Raw genomic sequence first — 17821 nt, 5'->3', positions numbered from 1 at the left:
CGGCCGCCCGCACGACACGTCACACGCAATGGAGCACCCCCACATGGCACGCCACCCCTTCCCCGCCGACCTGCTGCTCACCGGAGCCCGCATCCACACCGTGGACCCGGACCTGCCCGAGGCCGAGGCCCTCGCCGTGCACGACGGCCGGATCGTCTGGCTCGGCCCGGACCACGAGGCCGCCGCCTGGGCCGGCCCGGACACCGAGCGGGTCGACGCGGGCGGGAAGCTGGTGCTCCCCGGTTTCATCGACGCCCACAACCACGTCCGGCTCGGCTCGGACGACGCCTGCGTGCAGCTCGCCGGGGTACGGACCCTGGAGGGCATCCACGAGCGGATCCTGGCCTGGCGGGAGGCCAACCCGGACGCGGAGTGGATCGAGGCCGAGGCCTTCGACTACTCCGCGATCCCGGACGGCCGGATGCCGTGCGCCGCCGACCTGGACCCCGTCACCGGGGACACCCCCGCGATCGTGCTCTCGTACGACGTGCACACGGCCTGGCTGAACACGGCGGCCATGCGGCGGCTGGGAGTCTCGCGGGACCGCACGGACCTCCCCTTCGGCACGGCGGCGGTGGACCCGCAGACCGGCGAACCCACCGGATTCGTCAAGGACTTCGCCATCAAGGGCCTCTCGCGCGACGGCCACCGGGCGCTGCGCGACCTGGGCGTCCCGTGGGCCTCGCCGGACCGGCAGTACGGGCGGCTCGCCAAGAGCCTCGACGACGCGATCGGCTTCGGCATCACCACGGTGGTCGAGCCGCAGAACTCCCTCGACGACCTCGCCCTCTACGAGCGGGCCCGGGCGGAAGGCCGGCTGCGCTCGCGGATCGTCGCCGCCCTCTTCCACCCGCGGGGCACCACCGAGGAGGAGCTCGACGCCTTCGCGGCGGCCGCCCGGACGTACGCCGGGGAGCGGCTGCGGGTCGGCCCGCTCAAGCTCTACATCGACGACGTGGTGGAGCCGCGCACGGCCGCGCTGCTGGAGCCGTACGCGGGCTGCGGCCACCACCGGGGCGAGACCTTCTACCCGGCCGAGGAGTTCGCGGAGCTGCTGGCGAAGCTGGACGCGCGCGGCTTCCAGTGCTTCGTCCATGCCACCGGCGACCGCGGCATCCGGACCGTCCTGGACGCGGTGGAGCACGCCCGGGCGGCCAACGGCCCGCGCGACGCCCGCCACCAGGTGGTCCACGTGGAGTGCCTGGACCCGGCGGACGTACCGCGTTTCGCGGAGCTGGGCGTGGTCGCGTGCATGCAGCCCAGGCACTGCGCACCGGAGATCGCGGGCCCCGGCCAGGACTGGGCGGAGAACGTCGGCGAGGGCCGCTGGCACAAGGCGTGGCCGATGCGCAGCCTGCACGAGGCCGGGGCGGTGCTGGCGTTCTCCAGCGACTGGAACGTGGCGGAGATGGACCCGATGGTCGGCATCTACACGGCGGTGACGCGCCGCCCCCTGTCCGGCGCCGGCCCGGCCTGGCAGCCGGCCGAGACGGTGGACGTGGCCACGGCGGTGCACGGCTACACGATGGGCTCCGCCCACGCCAACTTCCTGGACGCGGAACGCGGTTCGCTCACGGTGGGCAAGGTGGCGGACTTCGTGGTCCTCTCCCGCGACATCCTCGCCGTCCCGGCCGACGAGATCCCGGGCACGGTGGCCGAAACGGTGGTGGTGGCAGGCGAGATCGTCCACCGGACGACCTGAGTTCCGGCGGCCGGTGTGCCTAGGCTGATCCCTCACGGGCGCTCCGCCCGGGGAGAGGTGGGGGACGTGGTCACGCTCGTCGAGTTCGTGGTGCTCGCAGTCGTCGCACTGCTGGCCGGAACCCTGGCACGCAGGGCGGTGGCCCGCCGGGCGGCCGGACGCACCGCCTCCGCCTCCGCCTCCGCCGGCGCCGTCGTGGCCGTCCCCTGCCAGGCACGGTGGCGGCAGGGGGCGCGGCGGCGGTTCTTCGGCTACGGGAAGCTGGGCGCCGGCGCGGACGGCACGGGCGCGGTGTTCAAGGCCCCGCTGCGCGGCGCGGTCCCGCTGCCGGTGGGCGGCCGGGCGGCCGTCCGGGAGAGCCTGCGACCGGGCATGCGGGTGCTGGAGTACCGGGCCCCGGACGGGCAGCGCATCGACTTCCAGGTCTACGACGCCGAGGCCGAGCGCGCGGCCCGGCTGCTCGGGGTCCCGGACCCGGCGGACTGGTGACCGGCCGGCATCCACCCGTTGTGATGGGGCCGGTGGCCTCGCCGGCCGGAACGCAGTGTCCAAGGGGGCGGCGATTCCCGGCACCGGCCCGCGCGCTGCCTCCCGACGGGTCGGGTGTGTGCAGGGGCGCTCCCCGCAGGGCGCCGAACGCAAGGTGCCCCGGCCCTCCGACCCCCCGCCACGTTCGGCGCCCGAGGAGACGCCCCGGAACACGCCCGGCCCCACCCGCACCGGCGAAGCCCGCCTCCGCAGCCCACCCCGGCCAGGCCGGCAAGGCCGGCGGCGCCCGGCCCCATCCCCACCGGCCCTGCGCCCCGCCGAGCCCCCGGCCGGGGCTAGCGCTGGGGCCAGTACCAGAGGGGTTCGTCGAGGGGGCCCTCGCGGCCCGCCACCTCGGTCCGGCCGAACTCCTTGACCAGGGTGATGGTCTGCAGGTCCACCCGGTGCCGGCGGGTGCCGGCCGCCAGGGCCTCGGCCAGCGGGGCCGCGTGGGTGACGACCACCGTCTGGGTGTCCCGGCCCACCGTGAGGATCAGGTCGGCGAGCGGGTCCAGCAGGTCCGGGTGGAGGCTGGTCTCCGGCTCGTTGAGCACCATCAGGGCGGGCGGCCGCGGCGTCAGCAGGGCCGCCGTCCACAGCAGGTAGCGCAGGGTGCCGTCGGAGAGTTCGGCCGCGCCCAGCGGTCGCAGCAGGCCGTGCTGGTGGAGCTCCAGCTCGAAGCGGCCGTCGCGGTCGGTGACGGAGACCCGGCTGCCGGGGAAGGCCGCCGAGACCGCCTCGTCCAGCGCGGCGTGGTCCCCGATCTCGCGGATCGTCTGGAGCGCGGCGGGCAGGTCCGAGCCGTCGGTGCTGAGGACCGGCGTACGGGTGCCGACCCGCGGGGTCCGGGCGGGTGCCTCGGCGTCGGTGCGGACGTGGTCGTAGAACCGCCAGGACCGGATCAGGTCGCGCAGGGCGAGGAGGTCCGGGGCCAGCTGGGGGTCCGCGAGCTCGCTGAGCATCGAGTCGTACGGGCGCAGGGCGTTCTGCGTACGGTGCCAGCCTCCGTCCGCGGTGCGGGTGCGTACGGCCGGCCCCGCACGGTCCGAGAGGAGCGCGGCGGGGCGCAGGACCGGGCCCGCCCACGTGCACTCGCGCTTGATCTCCGGATCGAGGGCGAAGAGGGAGTCGGGGACCGGGGCCGGGTGCCCGAAGTCCACCGCGTAGCCGAACTCGTCGCCCGCGAAGCCCAGGCGGAGGCTGACCGGCTCGCTGCGGACCGTGCCCTGGAGCGGGTGGTGTCCCTCGCGCACGGCCCGGGCCGGTCTTTCCGGCCCGGCCCACAGGGTGGAGGGCAGTCCGCCCTCCCGGGCCAGCGCCGCGATCGCCCCGCCGCGCGCGGAGTCGGCGAGCAGGCGCAGTGAGCGGTAGAGGCTGGACTTGCCCGTGCCGTTGGCTCCCGTCACGACGGTGAGCCGGCTTAGGGGGACGATCAGTTTGCGCAGGGAGCGGTAGTTCTCGACGGCGAGGGTGGTGATCACGCTCCGATCATGCCGTGTCCCTGCGGGCGGCTCGGCGGTGTTGCGGCTCGGCCGTGTCCCTGCGGGGCTCGGGGGTGCGGATCGGCCTGCGCCGTGTGCCCTGCGGGCGACGCGAAGGGGTGGGGCGGTGCCCCGCACGAGGGTCTCCTCGGCTCGCGCCTGCGGGGACCCTCCTGCGTGTCCCCGCCTGGCACCCCCGCAGGGGTCAGTCGGGGAGGCCGCTGCCCACGGCGACCCCGGGCCGGCCCTTGCGGGACACCGCGCAGACCAGGGTGACCGCCGCACCGACCACTGCCCAGGCGGCCAGCACCAGCAGCGGGCCGCCCGCGCCGTACCCCTCGAAGTACGTGATGGAGCGCGCCGCGTACGTGCCGGCGCCCGGCGGCAGGGCCGGGCCGATGGTGCTCCAGAACGGCGGCAGCAGCGGGTAGGGGTAGGCGCCGCCGGCGCTCGGGTTGCCGAGCACCACGACCAGCAGGATCGCGAGGCCGATGCCGATCACGCCCGCCACCCCCTGGAAGGCGAGGGTGATCGCGCCGACCGCGAAGACGACCAGGGTGCCCAGCCCCCACAGGCCCATGATGCTGCCGGGCAGCGCGCCCAGGACCGGGCCCGCGATGACCGTGCCGAGCAGCCCGGCGGCGATCGCGTACACGAGCAGCGCGCCGAGCCGGATGACGGCGCGGTGTCCGTTGGCGGGCCGGGCGCCGGCGCTGATCGCGAGGATCGCGGCGCACAGGTAGCCGCCCACGCACCAGCCGATCACCAGGTAGAAGGAGCTCAGGCCGCGGCTGTCGCCCTTGCCGGCCGGGGCCACGTCAGTGACCCGCAGGGTCCGCCCCTGGGTCTTCTCGACGAAGCCGACGATCTCTTCCACGGCCTGGGACAGCGAGGCGCCTGCGCCGGAGGCGACCAGCAGCCGGTCGGTCTTGCCGGCCGGGTCGACGATCAGTGCGGCGTCGACGTCCCGGTGTCTGACCTGGTCGAGCGCCGCGGCCTCGTCCTCGACCACGCTGGGGTCGAGCGGGTCGCCGGGCAGGGCGCCGAGCTGCTTCGCGGTCTGCTGGGCCACCGGGGCGAGGGGCGCGGCCACGGCGATCGGGATCTCGCTGGGCTTCGGATGGTGGAAGGCCCCGATGTACGAGGTGATGAAGGCGAGCTGGAGGGCCAGCACCCCCAGGACCAGCAGGGCTGCCCGGGTGGTCACGGCGTCCTTGACCTCGGCGAGGAAGCCTGTGGACGGGCCTGCGTCGGCGCTCTCGGTGGGCTGGGTCATGTTCCACACGCTCGGCGTACCGGGGGCGGGGCGCAGCAGGGGAGGACCGAATGGATGACCTCAGGCGATCGAATAGATGTTTCGCACGGATATTCGAATTGCTCTATGGTGGGTGTGGGGGAGGAGGTGTTCAACGAGCGAAGCAGGAGGCCGCGGGTGCCTGGTTTTACGCATCTGCACACCGTTTCGGGGTTCTCCATGCGCTACGGAGGCTCGCACCCCGAACGGCTGGCGGAACGTGCCGCCGAGCGGGGCATGGACGCCCTCGCCCTGACCGACCGCGACACCCTCGCGGGCACGGTGCGGTTCGCGAAGGCGTGCGTGAAGGCGGGGATCCGGCCGCTGTTCGGAGTGGACCTGGCCGTGTCGCCTGCGGTGGGGTCGGCCGGGTCGGGGGGCTCGGCCGGCTCCGCCGGAGGCGGTGCGGCCGGCGTGCGTACCGGCGCCGGCGGATCCGGATCCGCCGGCCGGGCGGGCTCCGCCGAGGCCTCGTACCGCCGCCGCACCCCCGTCAAGGGCGGGGCCTTCGTCGACGAGTCCGCCGCGCGGGCCGTCTTCCTGGCCCGGGACGGGGCCACCGGATGGGCCGAGCTGTGCCGGATGGTCACCGCCGCCCACGCCGGTGCCGGCGAGCCCGGCCGCACCGGACCCGACGGCGCCGCGTCCCCGCGGCCGGCCGGCGAGCAGCCGGTGCTGCCCTGGCCGGCCCTGCGCGGAGAAGGCGTCTTCGTCCTCCTCGGACCCGGCTCCGAGGTGGGGCGGGCACTCGCCGCGGGACGCCCCGACCGGGCCGCCCGGCTGCTCGCGCCCTGGCGGGAGGTCTACGGCGACTCCCTGCGCCTTGAAGCCGTCCACCACGGCCGCACCGGCACCGGGCCCGGCTCGCTGCGGCTGGCCGCCCGTACCGTCGGCTTCGCCGCCGAACAGGGCGTCCCGGCCGTGCTCACGAACGCCGTCCGCTACGCCGACCCCGGCCAGGGCCCGGTCGCCGACATCCTCGACGCGGCCCGCCGCCTGGTCCCCATCGACCCCCGCGGGCCCCTCGACAGCGGCGAACGCTGGCTCAAGGCCCCGGCCGCCATGGCCGAGGCCGCCGACCGCATCGCCCGGGCCGCCGGCCTGCGCCCCGCCGACGCCAGACGCCTGCTCGCGGAGACCTCCCGTACCGCCGAGGCCTGCGCCGTGGACCCCGAGGACGACCTCGGCATGGGCTCCGTGCACTTCCCCGAGGCCAGGCTCGTCGGCGCCGCCCACCGCAGCGCCCAGCGGGTCCTCGCCTCCCGGGCCTCGGCGGGCATGGTGCTGCGCGGGTACGCCGACGACCGCGCGTACTGGGAGCGGATGCACCACGAGCTCGACATCATCGCCTACCACGGTTTCGCCTCGTACTTCCTGACGGTCGCCCAAGTGGTGGACGACGTAAGGGAGATGGGGATCCGAGTGGCCGCACGCGGCTCCGGCGCCGGCTCCCTCGTCAACCACCTGCTCGGCATCGCGCACGCCGACCCCGTCGCGCACGGGCTGCTGATGGAGCGCTTCCTGTCCAAACGCCGGCGCGTCCTGCCCGACATCGACATCGACGTGGAGTCCGCCCGCCGGCTGGAGGTCTACCGGCGGATCATCGACCGGTTCGGCACCGAGCGCGTGGCCACCGTCTCCATGCCCGAGACCTACCGTGTCCGGCACGCCGTCCGCGACGTCGGCGCCGCCCTGTCCATGGACCCGGCCGTCATCGACCGGCTCGCCAAGGCCTTCCCGCACATCCGGGCCCGCGATGCCCGCGCCGCGCTGGCGGAGCTCCCCGAACTGCGGGACGTACGGGGGGAGTCGCACGGACGGCTGTGGGAGCTCGTCGAATCCCTGGACGCGCTGCCCCGCGGGATCGCCATGCACCCGTGCGGGGTGCTGCTCTCCGACGCTTCCCTGCTCGCCCGTACGCCCGTGGTGCCCACCAGCGGCGAGGGATTCCCCATGTCCCAGTTCGACAAGGACGACGTGGAGGAGCTCGGGCTGCTCAAGCTGGACGTGCTGGGCGTGCGGATGCAGTCCGCGATGGCGCACGCCGTCGCGGAGATCCGGCGCGGCACGGGGGAGGAGCTCGACCTGGACGACCCGGCGCAGGTGCCGCCGGGGGACCGGGCCACGTACGAGCTGATCCGCTCGGCCGAGACGCTGGGCTGCTTCCAGATCGAATCGCCGGGCCAGCGCGACCTGGTGGGGCGGCTGCAGCCGTCGACCTTCCACGACCTGGTCGTCGACATCTCGCTCTTCCGGCCGGGGCCGGTGGCCGCCGACATGGTGCGGCCCTTCATCGAGGCCCGGCACGGGCGGGCGCCGGTCCGCTTCCCGCACCCGGACCTGGCGGACGCGCTGCGCGAGACCTACGGGGTGGTGGTCTTCCACGAGCAGATCATCGAGATCGTGCACGTCATGACCGGCTGCGGACGGGACGAGGCGGACCGTGTGCGACGCGGCCTGTCCGACCCGCAGTCGCAGGCGCGGATCAAGGTGTGGTTCGCGGCGAAGGCGGGCGGGCGCGGCTATCCGGTGGAGGTGATCGCGCGGACCTGGGAGATCGTCGAGGCATTCGGCAGTTACGGCTTCTGCAAGGCGCACGCGGTGGCCTTCGCGGTGCCCACGTACCAGTCGGCGTGGCTGAAGGCGCACCACCCGGCGGCCTTCTACGCCGGGCTGCTGACCCACGATCCGGGGATGTACCCGAAGCGGCTGCTGCTGGCGGACGCGCGGAGGCGGGGCGTGCCGGTGCTGCCGCTGGACGTGAACCGGTCGGCGGCCGCCCATCGTATCGAACTGGTGTCCGATGTCGAGGGAGTGTGGGGGCTGCGGCTCGGGCTGTCCGACGTCCACGGCATCAGCGGGGCCGAGGCCGGCCGGATCGAGGACGGGCAGCCGTACGCCTCCCTGCGCGACTTCTGGGACCGGGCACACCCCGGACGCCCGGTCGCCGAACGGCTGGCGCAGGTCGGCGCGTTGGACGCCTTCGGCACCAACCGGCGGGACCTGCTGCTGCACTTGACCGAACTGCACGGCGCGCAGCGGGCGGCCGGGGTCCGCGGACCCCAACTCCCGCTGGAGGGCGGCCGGTCCACGGCCTCCGTCGGGCTGCCCGACCTCACCGAGGCGGAGCGGCTCAGCGCCGAGCTGGGCGTGCTCGGCATGGACGCCTCGCGGCACCTGATGGGGGACCACCACGCCTTCCTGGCCGAGCTGGGGGTGGTCCCGGCGCGTCGGCTGCGGGACACCGCGCACGGGCAGACCGTGCTGGTCGCGGGGGCCAAGGCGGCCACCCAGACCCCGCCGATCCGGTCCGGGAAGCGGGTCATCTTCACCACGCTGGACGACGGGACGGGCCTGGTCGACCTGGCCTTCTTCGACGACAGCCACGAGCGGTGCGCGCACACCGTCTTCCACTCCTTCCTGCTGCTGGTACGGGGTGTCGTGCAGCGGCGGGGCCCGCAGAGCCTGAGCGTGGTCGGGGCGGCGGCGTGGAACCTGGCGGAGCTGGCGGAACTGCGGGCGGCGGGCGGCCTGGACGCGGTGGCGGCCCGGCTGGCGGCCGAGCCGGTCGCCTCCGGCGGTGACGGCGGTGACGGCAGCGGCGGGGGCGATGGCGGCGATGGCGGCGACCGTGCGGCAGGGGAGGAGAGGGTCCCCGAGCGCCGGATCCGCATGTCCACGGGGTACGAGATGAACCCGTGGGCCGACCTCCAGCCCCCGGGCACCGGCCCCGCGACCGGCCGCAAGCTGTGGCACTCCAGCCCGGGGAGCGCGGGATGACCACCGGCCGGGTGACGGATGCGGGGGCGGGAGCCCACGCGGCCCCGGTCGCCGCCGGCCCGGGCGCACCGGAGGGATCCCCGCGGGTGGCGGCCGGCGGGGCCGTGATGTGCCTGCGGCTGCACCCCGCCGGCGGGGGACCGCTCGGGGCCGAGGCGTACGCCGGGGTGCTCGCGCTGCTCGGCGGGATCACCCCGGCCGTGCAGGCCCTGGCGCCCGACACCGCCCTCGCCGATGTCCGGGGCGCGCTGCGCTACTTCGGCTGCGACGCCCGCCGGCTGGCCGCCGTGATCCGGGTCCGGGCCCTCGCCCTGTACGGCGTGGACGCCGCCGTCGGCGTGGCCGGCAACCCCATGCTGGCCCGGGCGGCGGCCCGCGGGGCCCGGCCCGGGGAGACCCTGGTGATCCCCGACGAGCCCGCCGCAGTACGGGAGTTCCTGGCGGACAAGCCCGTCACCGTGCTCGACGGGATCGGTCCCAGGGCGGCCCGCACCCTCTGCTCCTACGGCCTCGACTCCGTCGGCCGGGTCGCCGAGGCCCCGCCCGCCGCCCTGCGGCGGATCCTCGGCGCCCGGCTCGGCCGCGAGGTGCACGAACGCGCCCTCGGCATCGACCGGACCCCCGTCCGGCCGGGCGCGGCCGCCCGCACCATCGCCGCCGAGCGGCTCTTCGACAGGGACGAGCTGGACCCCGTACGGCACCGGCGGGCCCTGCTCTCGCTGACGGAGGAGCTCGGCGCGAAGCTTCGTACACAAGGACCGGGCCGGGGGCAGGTCTGCCGGGCCCTCTCGCTCACCGTCCGCTGCGCCGACCGCACCACGCTCACCCGCACCCGCACCCTGGCCGAACCCACCGCGCACTCGGCGGCCCTGACCGCGGCGGCCTACGCCCTCTACGAGGGCCTCGGCCTGCAACGGGCCCGGGTCCGCGCGCTGTCCCTGCGGGCCGAGGGCCTGACCCCGGCCGAACGGGCCGTGCGGCAGCTCAGTTTCGACCCCGAGGACGAGAAGGCACGCCGGCTGGAAGCCGTCACGGACCGGGTCCGCGCACGCTTCGGACCGCAGGCCATCGCCCGCGGCTCGCTCGCCGCCTGACGGACGATCGGACGACACGCGAGTTTTTACCGACGCGTAACTTCCCTGTGTTGCTACTCACCCGTAATTTAGCGGCAGCAGCGCCCCCTTGTGATCCGGATCACGGGACGAACCCCCACGCCCCATCCCCTTGAGTCGAACGCAAGGAGATCACACGATGCTGCCCTGGAGACGCCTGCTCCGCCCGCTCGCCGTCCTCACCCTCACCGCCGCCGCACTCGTCGCCCCCGCCGGCGCAGCGCAGGCCGCGTCCGCTCCCAGCAGCGGCTGGAACAACTGGTCCTGCAAGCCGTCCGCCGCGCACCCGCGCCCCGTCGTCCTGGTCCACGGAACCTTCGGCAACTCCTGGGACAACTGGCTCGGCCTCGCGCCGTACCTCGTGCACCGCGGGTACTGCGTCTACTCCCTCGACTACGGCCAACTCCCCGGCGTACCCCTGTTCAACGGGCTCGGCCCCATCGACAAGTCCGCCGGCCAGCTCGACGTCTTCGTCGACAAGGTCCTCGCCGCCACCGGCTCCGCCAAGACCGACATCATCGGGCACTCGCAGGGCGGCATGATGCCGCGCTACTACCTGAAGTTCCTCGGCGGCGCCGAGAAGGTCAACGCGCTGATCGGGCTCGCCCCCGACAACCACGGCACCACCCTGCTGGGCTTCACCAAGCTCCTCCCGTACTTCCCCGGGGCCGAGGACCTGATCAGCACCGCGACCCCGGGCCTCGCCGACCAGATCGCCGGGTCCGCCTTCCAGCAGAAGCTGAACGCGGGCGGGGACACCGTGCCCGGGGTGAAGTACACGGTGATCGCCACCAAGTACGACGAGGTGGTGACGCCGTACCGGAGCGCGTTCCTGGACGGGCCCAACGTACGGAACGTCGTGCTCCAGGACCTGTGCGTGCTGGACCTCTCGGAGCACGTCGCCATCGGGCTCACCGACCGGATCGCCTGGCACGAGGCGCTCAACGCCCTCGACCCGGCCCACGCCGAACGGACCACCTGCGCCTCCGTCTTCGACTGACGGGTGGCGCGGGCGGCCCGCGGCGTCGACCGGTTCCCGGCTACCGCCGGGAGGCGCCCCCGGTCGCACGGCGGCGGGCCACTCCGAACAGCACGGCCGCGCCGACGGCCAAGGCGCCTGCCCCGGCGATCGCGATCGCCGGGGTGGCGCCGTTGCCGCCCGTCTCCGCGAGGTTGCTGCCGGCCGGGGACCGGGAGGGCACCGGGACGGCGGCATTGGTGCTGCCGTTCGTCTTCGGGTCGTTGTCGCCGTGGCCGTTGTGCTCGACGGTGGACTTGTCCGCACCCTCGGCGATCTGCTGGTCCGTCGGGGCCGAGGGCCTGTCGGACGGCTTGGACCCGGTACCGGTACCGGGCTTGGAGCTCGGCGACGCCGCCGCGCTGGGCTTGGTGCTCGGCGTGCTGCCGCCGCCCCCGTTCCCGCCGTTGCCGCCGCCCCCGTTGTCCTTGCCGAAGACCACGTCCGAGCAGGTGTAGAAGGCCTCCGGGCTGTCGGAGCGCTGCCAGATGCTGTAGATCAGGTGGCGGCCGGACTTGTTCGGGACGGTCCCCGAGAAGACGTAGTCGCCGTTCTGCATGCCGGGGTCGGTGACCTTCGCGAACGGCGCGGACTCCAGGTCGGACCACTTCAGCGGCTTCGTCGGGTCGTACCCGTCCTTCGTCACGTACAGCTCGAAGGAACCCTTGTGCGGGGCCGTGCCCTTGTAGCGGAAGGTGTGCGCACCGGCGGTCATCGGGCCGGCCGGCCAGTCGGCCCGGGCCAGGTCCAGACCCTGGTACTTGTCGTTGCCGGCGGAGCACAGCTGGCCGTTCGGGATCAACGCCCGGTGGTTCCCCGCCGCGTTGGCGATGTTCACCGCGTTCCAGTCGTAGAACGCCTGCGTCCCGCTCGACGCCACGGCCGCCTTGCAGGCCGCCGACTTCGGCGCCTCCGGCCCCTCCGCGTAGCACGCCGCGACCCGGCTGACCGGGTCCGTCATCGAGCCGTGCGCGACCGCGGGAGCGGCGGCGTACGCGGCCAGCGCCAGCGGGGCGATACCGGCGGAGGCGATACGGGTCAGCGTCACGGAACGGCGGCGTGCGGACATGGGTGGATCTCCTTCGGGCACAAGGCATGAGGGGCGCGCCGGCGGAATCGGAATCGGGTCCAGCGGCGCCGCCCCCCGGCGGCGCCACACCGGCCCTTCCTGTCCTGGCCCGGCCAAGCTAGCCCGCCGCACCACGCCTTTCGCCTGCTCCGGCCCCCTGGAGCGGATCCTTACGGTCCTCTTAAGGGAGGAGTAAGGACGGCCTCAGGAAGCGGGCTTCGGGAGGGTTGCCGTCCGTGCGCGCGGGCTACGCTCCGGGGATGAGGCGAGCAGAGGTTCTCAAGCGAGTCATCGGCATCCTCACGGAGGCCCAGGAGATCCGCCGGGCGGCGGAGGCGGGCGAGGACGACGACGGCCCGGGCGCGGAGGCCGGAGTGGTCACCAATCTGCTGAACGAGATGCTGCCCTCGATCAGCGTGCCGGCCGACTCGTCCCCCGAGCAGGTGGCCCGACTGGTCGCGGAGGCGCTCGGTCCTGCCCTGCAGACCATGGTCGCCGGGTTCAGCCTGGCCTTCACGAGTCTCGCCATCGTGCACGACGACGGTCAGACGGACGTCTCCGCGATCGAGGTCCTGCAGAGGCTCGCCCTCGAGGTGGAGGCCGGGTTCTTCGACGAGGGCGCGTAGCGGGGGAGGGACGGAGGGGCGCCGGACCGGCAGGCCCGGCGAGGCGGGGCCGGGGCCTGCCCCGCCCGGCCGTCCCTATGCGAGGAGGGCGCCCAGGCCGGCCGCCGAGCGGGCCTGGTCGTCCAGGGCGTCGAGGGCCCGGACGGCCTGGGCGGCCGCCTCCGGGTCGCTCGTCGCGAGGCCGCTCTCGGCGAACTCGTCCTCGTCCAGGCGCAGTACGGAGGTTCCGTCCGCCGAAACCCACAGGTCGAGGTCCAGGTCCTCCACGAGGATCTCCCCGGCCTGCACCAGGGCCGGGCGCGTCACGTCGCAGTACCAGCCCTTGAGGACGCCGTCGCCGGTCCGCACCTCCTTGACCGCGTACCAGCGCGTGCGCCAGAAGTGCTCGACGAACACGTCGCCCGGCTCGAAGCGGACGAAGCCGAAGTCCCGTACGCCCTCGGCCGCCCAGGGCGCGCGTACGGAGATCCGGTCGCCGTCGTCGGCGACCTGCGCCGCCGGGTAGCGGATCTTGGTGCGTCCGGCCTTGGTCAGGACGACGGTCAGCTGCTCGGTCACGCTGTCTCCAGTTCCTTCGTGGGTTGCTTCGTGAGTCTCTTCTTGCAGCGCGTCTCCGCGCCCCGGGGAGCGGGCTCGACGTACGCGTTGACGCACCCCCGGCCGGGCTGCGGGCTGTCTTGGGCGATACCGGTTTCGGCCGTGCCGACGACCCCGGCCGACGCTACGGGCGCTTTCGCGCCGGGCGCCTCCCAATTAACCGGCGATGGGGGACAATCACCCGCGTGACCTCGACAAACCTGAAGATCAGCATCGACGGCTCGGCCGGGTCGGCCGCCCCGTACGAACAGCTGCGCGCCCAGATCGCGGACCGGGCCCGCTCGGGGAAGCTGCCGGCGGGCTTCAAACTGCCGACGGTACGGGGGCTGGCGGAGGAGCTGGGGCTGGCCGCGAACACCGTCGCGAAGGCGTACCGGGTGCTGGAGGCGGACGGGGTGATCGAGACGCGGGGCCGGAACGGGACCTTCATCGCGGCGGCGGAGGGCGCGTCCCGCGAGGCCGCGTCTGCTGCGCAGGCCTATGCCGAGCGGGCCCATCGCCTTGGCCTGACGCAGGCCGAGGCGGTCGAGGCCGCCACCGAAGCCCTCCGGGCCCGGTACGCAGTCAAGTAGCCCCGCGGCGCCGTCGCCGGGTGCTCCGCCCCGAGAGGCTCGGCCGCAGGTGACACACGACCGCATCTGCAGCGCAGCTACAGGTACAGCCCCGCCTCCGACGTGTGCGGCTGCGGCGGCAGGATCGCCGCCGGGCCCGAGCCGCGCCGCAACGCGAAGAGCTCCGCCAGGCTGGCGCCCTCGCGGGAGACGCCCTCGTCCGTGCCCAGCCAGTCCACCGCCTCCCGGTGGGTCAGCCGGCCGACCTCGATGCGGGCCAGGCAGCGCCCGGGCCGGACCACCGCCGGGTGGAGCCGCTCCAGGTCCTCGTTGGTGGTCACGCCGACCAGCACGTTGCGGCCCTGCCCCAGCAGTCCGTCCGTCAGGTTCAGCAGCCGTGACAGCGCCTGCCCGGCGGTGTGGCGGGCCTCGCCGCGGATCAGCTCGTCGCAGTCCTCCAGGAGCAGCAGCCGCCAGCGGCCCTTGGACGTGCCCTCGTCCTCGCCGATCGCGATGTCCATCAGGTAGCCCACGTCGTTGAACAGCCGCTCCGGGTCCAGTACGCAGTCCACCTGGCACCAGTCCCGCCAGGACCGGGCCAGTGTGCGCAGGGCGGAGGTCTTGCCCGTGCCCGGCGGGCCGTGCAGCAGGAGCAGCCGGCCCGCGATGTCGTCGGGGGTCACCTTCATGAGGCGGTCCATCGCCCCGGCCACCGGCGCGGTGTAGTTCGGGCGCACCTCCGCCCAGGTCCCGGCCGCGATCTGGCGGGTCGTCCGGTAGGGGCCGCGGCGCGGGGAGACGTACCAGAAGCCCATCGTGACGTTCTCCGGCTGCGGTTCGGGCTCGTCCTGCACTCCCTCCGTGGCCTCGCCCAGCACCCTTTCCGCGAGTTCGTCGCTGACCGCCGTCACGGTGACGTCCGCGCCCCGGCTCCAGCGGGAGACGAGCATGGTCCAGCCCTCGCCCTCGGCGAGGGTGGCGCTGCGGTCGCTGTCGCGTGCCGAGCGCAACACCGTGGCCTCCGGCGGCAGGAGGGTCGCGTCCGTCTTGACCCGCTCGATCGACACGCTGTGCGAGAACGGCTGCTCACCGGTGGCGAACCGGCCGAGGAACAGCGCGTCGACGACGTCCGACGGCGAGTCGCTGTCGTCGACGTTGAGCCGGATCGGCAGCGCGTCATGCGGGTTGGCTGGCATGGCGCCCATGATCCGGCACACCGTGCCCTCGTGCACCCGTGTTTCGCCGGATCGGGTGCCCAAGTTCCCTCTTCAAACGCATTCGGAGTGAAGATTCGGGCCGCAACTCTGCCCCGAACATTCTTGGCATGGACACTTCCAGCCAGCCTCGGCTGCTTGTACCACGGACTCAGGAGTAACCCCCACAAGGAGCCGCACACATGAGCATGAGACTGTCGCGCTTCGCTGCCCTCACCTCCTCCGTCTTACTCGCCGCGGGCGCCGCCCTGTTCGGCGCCCCCCAGGCCTCCGCCGCCGCCGACTTCGGCTACGTCGCCCTCGGTGACTCGTACTCCTCCGGCGTCGGCGCCGGCAACTACGGCAGCGCGAGCGGCAACTGCAAGCGCACCTCCCGCGCCTACCCGGCCCTGTGGGCCGCCGCCCATTCCCCCCAGACCTTCTCCTTCACCGCCTGCTCGGGCGCTCGTACGGGTGACGTCCTCGCCGGCCAGCTCGCCCCGCTCAACTCCGGCACCGACCTGGTCAGCATCACCATCGGCGGCAACGACGCCGGATTCTCCGACGTCATGACGACGTGCGTGCTCCAGTCCGAAACCACCTGCGTCAACCGCGTGAACCAGGCCAAGGCCTACGTGGACTCCACCCTCCCCGGCCAGCTCGACCAGGTCTACAACGCCATCGACAGCCGGTCGCCCGCCGCCCGTGTCGTCGTCCTCGGCTATCCCCGCTTCTACAAGCTGAACGGCACCTGCACCACCGGCCTGACCGAGGGCGAACGCGCCGCCATCAACGGCGCCGCCGACTACCTCAACGCCGCCATCGCCAAACGCGCCGCCGACCACGGTTTCACCTTCGCCTCGGTCGCCGGAGCCTTCACGGGCCACGAGATCTGCTCCGGCAACGCGTGGCTGCACAGCGTCAACTGGCTGAACATCGGCGAGTCGTACCACCCGACCGCCGCCGGACAGTCCGGCGGCTACCTGCCCGCCTTCACCAACGCGGCCTGATCCGCCCGGCCGGCCGCGGGGCTCGCCGCGGCACTCGCCGTCGGCGAGGGCGGTGACGCACTCGCCGCAGGGGAGGAGGCCCCGGCCGTCGGGGTCTCCTTCCTGCACGTCACGGAGGTGGCGACCCACTGGGTGGTCACCTCCGCCGGCCCCCGCACCTCCAGCCGGACCGCGTCCTCGAAGGTCGTGCCCGGGTCGTGCGTGAGCTCGAAGCGCTCCAGCCGCCGGCTCCGCGGCCCGGCCGCCTCGTACGTGACGGACTGCCAGCCGGGACCGGAGGTCCGCCCGCTCCGCGTCGCCCAGCGGTACTCCAGCACCACCGGGATCCGCTCCACCTCGACGGTGGCCGTGAAGGCGGGCGCGTGTTCCCCGGGCGGCGGACAGCTCCCGGTGTAGGTGGAGCGCACGACGTCGACGTAGACCGAGACGTGCTGACCCGCGGTGGCCGAGGCGGAAGCCGAGGCCGAGGCCGATGGCGAGGCGGACGCCGTGGCCGAGGGGCTCGTGGTGACGGTCCGGGCGGTGGTCGCCGTCCCCGTCGGAGCGCCTGCGCCGCCTCCGCGGCCGTCCGTGTCCCCGCGGTCCTTCAGCAGCACCCACCCCAGCGCGACCAGGGCGAGCGCCAGTACCGCGATGCCGGCCGCCAGCACCAGTCCGGCCCGGCTCTCGCGTTCCACCGGTCCCGGTCCCGGTACGGGCACCGGCGGCGCGGGCTGCCCGTACGATCCCACCGGCGCGCCGTGCGTCCCGAAGGCCCCCTGGTCCGCCGCCGCCCCGCCGCCCCGCGGCTCGGGCCCGTGGTGTGCGGTGGCCGTCGGCGAGTCCGGGCCCGACACCGGCCCGCCGGAGGCCCGTCCGGCCCCGCCCGCACCCACCACCCGCAGCATCCGGGCCGCCTCCGCCGCGGGCAGCCGCTCGGCCGGATCCTTGCGCAGCAGCCCCTCCAGTACGGGCTCCAGCGGTCCGGCCCGGCGGGCCGGCGGCAACTCCGCGTCCACCACGGCCCGCAGGGTGTCCAGCGGGGTGGCCTGCCGGAACGGCGTGACCCCCTCGACGGCGGCGTAGAGCATGACCCCGAGCGACCACAGGTCCGAACCGGGTCCCGGATCGCGCCCCAACGCCCGCTCGGGCGCCAGGAATTCGGGTGAGCCGACCACCTCACCCGTCATCGTGATCGCGGAGGAGCCCTCCAGGCTCGCGATCCCGAAGTCGCTGAGCACCACCCGGCCGTCATTGGCGATCAGCACATTGCCCGGCTTCACGTCCCGGTGCAGCACGCCCGCGTCGTGTGCCGAGCGCAGTGCGGCCAGCACCTGCTCCCCGATGTGGGCGGCGCGCTGCGGGGTCATCGGCCCCTCCGCCTCCAGTACGTCGGCCAGCGAGAGCCCGCGCACCAGCTCCATCACGATCCAGGGCCGCCCGTCCTCGGTCGCCACGTCGTAGACGGTGACGACCCCGCGGTGCGAGACGCGGGCCGCGGCCCAGGCCTCCCGCTCCAGCCGCCGGTACATGCGCTGCAGTTCGGCGGGATCCAGTCCGGCGGGCGCCCGTACCTCCTTGACGGCCACGTCGCGGGCCAGCACCTCGTCCCGGGCCCGCCACACGATGCCCATGCCGCCGCGGCCGATCGGTTCCAGCAGCCGGTACCGGCCCGAAACGACACGATCGGAGTTCGATTGCTCACTCACGCGGCCCCCCGAGTGCGTCCCTCTGCGCCCACGCGTCATCGGGCGGTCACTCCAAGTTAGCGCAGTGCGCGGCAAGTGGCCCCTGTCGTGACGGGACTCAAGGCGTGACCTTCCACAGCGTCACCTCTGTGCGGAGAGTAACGGTCGACTCCGTTGAGTAACCGTCAACTAC

14 protein-coding genes are annotated in these 17821 nt (G+C 74.1%); 8 read left to right on the top strand and 6 right to left on the bottom strand.

Annotated elements, in window-relative coordinates; genetic code table 11:
• The first annotated feature begins 43 nt into the window (after positions 1-43).
• Both OG472_RS12625 and OG472_RS12620 read left to right on the top strand, forming a co-directional pair.
• Positions 44-1702 carry an amidohydrolase gene (locus OG472_RS12625; RefSeq protein ID WP_405829495.1) on the top strand — a complete coding sequence of 553 codons (1659 nt, stop codon included), beginning with the start codon at positions 44-46 and terminating at the stop codon, positions 1700-1702.
• 66 nt (positions 1703-1768) lie between these two features.
• Positions 1769-2191 (top strand): hypothetical protein, encoded by a 423-nt coding sequence (locus OG472_RS12620; protein ID WP_405829493.1) that lies wholly within the window; start codon positions 1769-1771, stop codon positions 2189-2191.
• Between the two features lie 335 nt (positions 2192-2526).
• Here the strand turns inward: OG472_RS12620 and OG472_RS12615 are convergent, their stop codons facing one another.
• Positions 2527-3711 carry an AAA family ATPase gene (locus OG472_RS12615; protein WP_405829491.1) on the bottom strand — a complete coding sequence of 395 codons (1185 nt, stop codon included), beginning with the start codon at positions 3709-3711 and terminating at the stop codon, positions 2527-2529.
• Between the two features lie 205 nt (positions 3712-3916).
• On the bottom strand, positions 3917-4987 hold the full coding sequence (locus OG472_RS12610) for a DUF3533 domain-containing protein (RefSeq protein ID WP_401609027.1): 1071 nt from the start codon (positions 4985-4987) through the stop codon (positions 3917-3919).
• Between the two features lie 156 nt (positions 4988-5143).
• On the opposite strand from OG472_RS12610, the gene OG472_RS12605 reads away from it, so the two are divergent.
• The 3 genes from OG472_RS12605 (at position 5144) to OG472_RS12595 (ending at position 10897) form a co-directional block, all read left to right on the top strand.
• Complete coding sequence (locus OG472_RS12605; RefSeq protein WP_405829489.1) at positions 5144-8785, top strand: DNA polymerase III subunit alpha; 3642 nt, start codon at positions 5144-5146, stop codon at positions 8783-8785.
• A 107-nt stretch (positions 8786-8892) separates the two neighbouring features.
• Positions 8893-9879, top strand: a complete 987-nt coding sequence (locus tag OG472_RS12600) for a hypothetical protein (RefSeq protein WP_401609667.1) — start codon at positions 8893-8895, stop codon at positions 9877-9879.
• A 157-nt stretch (positions 9880-10036) separates the two neighbouring features.
• Entirely contained in the window at positions 10037-10897 is an 861-nt protein-coding gene (locus OG472_RS12595) for an esterase/lipase family protein (RefSeq protein WP_405829487.1), read from the top strand.
• 40 nt (positions 10898-10937) lie between these two features.
• Here OG472_RS12595 and OG472_RS12590 read toward each other — a convergent pair whose 3' ends face one another.
• The gene (locus OG472_RS12590; protein WP_405829485.1) at positions 10938-11984 is read right to left on the bottom strand and encodes a lytic polysaccharide monooxygenase; all 1047 of its coding nucleotides are present in this window, start codon (positions 11982-11984) and stop codon (positions 10938-10940) included.
• 260 nt (positions 11985-12244) lie between these two features.
• Between OG472_RS12590 and OG472_RS12585 the strand changes: the two genes are divergently transcribed.
• Entirely contained in the window at positions 12245-12610 is a 366-nt protein-coding gene (locus OG472_RS12585; protein WP_401609037.1) for a hypothetical protein, read from the top strand.
• A 75-nt stretch (positions 12611-12685) separates the two neighbouring features.
• Here the strand turns inward: OG472_RS12585 and OG472_RS12580 are convergent, their stop codons facing one another.
• Positions 12686-13168, bottom strand: coding sequence for a DUF402 domain-containing protein (locus tag OG472_RS12580; protein WP_405941426.1), 483 nt, complete (start codon positions 13166-13168; stop codon positions 12686-12688).
• Between the two features lie 224 nt (positions 13169-13392).
• Between OG472_RS12580 and OG472_RS12575 the strand changes: the two genes are divergently transcribed.
• Positions 13393-13779: a GntR family transcriptional regulator gene (locus tag OG472_RS12575; protein ID WP_383573344.1), complete on the top strand. Its 387-nt coding sequence runs from the start codon at positions 13393-13395 to the stop codon at positions 13777-13779.
• Between the two features lie 77 nt (positions 13780-13856).
• Here the strand turns inward: OG472_RS12575 and OG472_RS12570 are convergent, their stop codons facing one another.
• Positions 13857-14954, bottom strand: a complete 1098-nt coding sequence (locus tag OG472_RS12570) for a DUF5925 domain-containing protein (protein ID WP_401609045.1) — start codon at positions 14952-14954, stop codon at positions 13857-13859.
• A gap of 206 nt (positions 14955-15160) precedes the next feature.
• Here OG472_RS12570 and OG472_RS12565 point away from each other — a divergent pair, with 206 nt between their 5' ends.
• Complete coding sequence (locus tag OG472_RS12565) at positions 15161-15961, top strand: SGNH/GDSL hydrolase family protein (protein ID WP_405943169.1); 801 nt, start codon at positions 15161-15163, stop codon at positions 15959-15961.
• On the opposite strand, the gene OG472_RS12560 is transcribed toward OG472_RS12565, so the two are convergent.
• Positions 15931-17649, bottom strand: a complete 1719-nt coding sequence (locus tag OG472_RS12560; RefSeq protein ID WP_405941425.1) for a serine/threonine-protein kinase — start codon at positions 17647-17649, stop codon at positions 15931-15933. The two genes, OG472_RS12565 and OG472_RS12560, sit on opposite strands and share 31 nt — an antisense overlap.
• Between the last annotated feature and the right edge of the window lie 172 nt (positions 17650-17821).

Origin of the sequence: Streptomyces sp. NBC_00207 (assembly GCF_045160965.1) — a bacterium.
In the GTDB taxonomy this organism is placed as follows: Bacteria; Actinomycetota; Actinomycetes; order Streptomycetales; family Streptomycetaceae; genus Streptomyces.
This window is presented reverse-complemented; position numbering and strand designations above follow the sequence as displayed.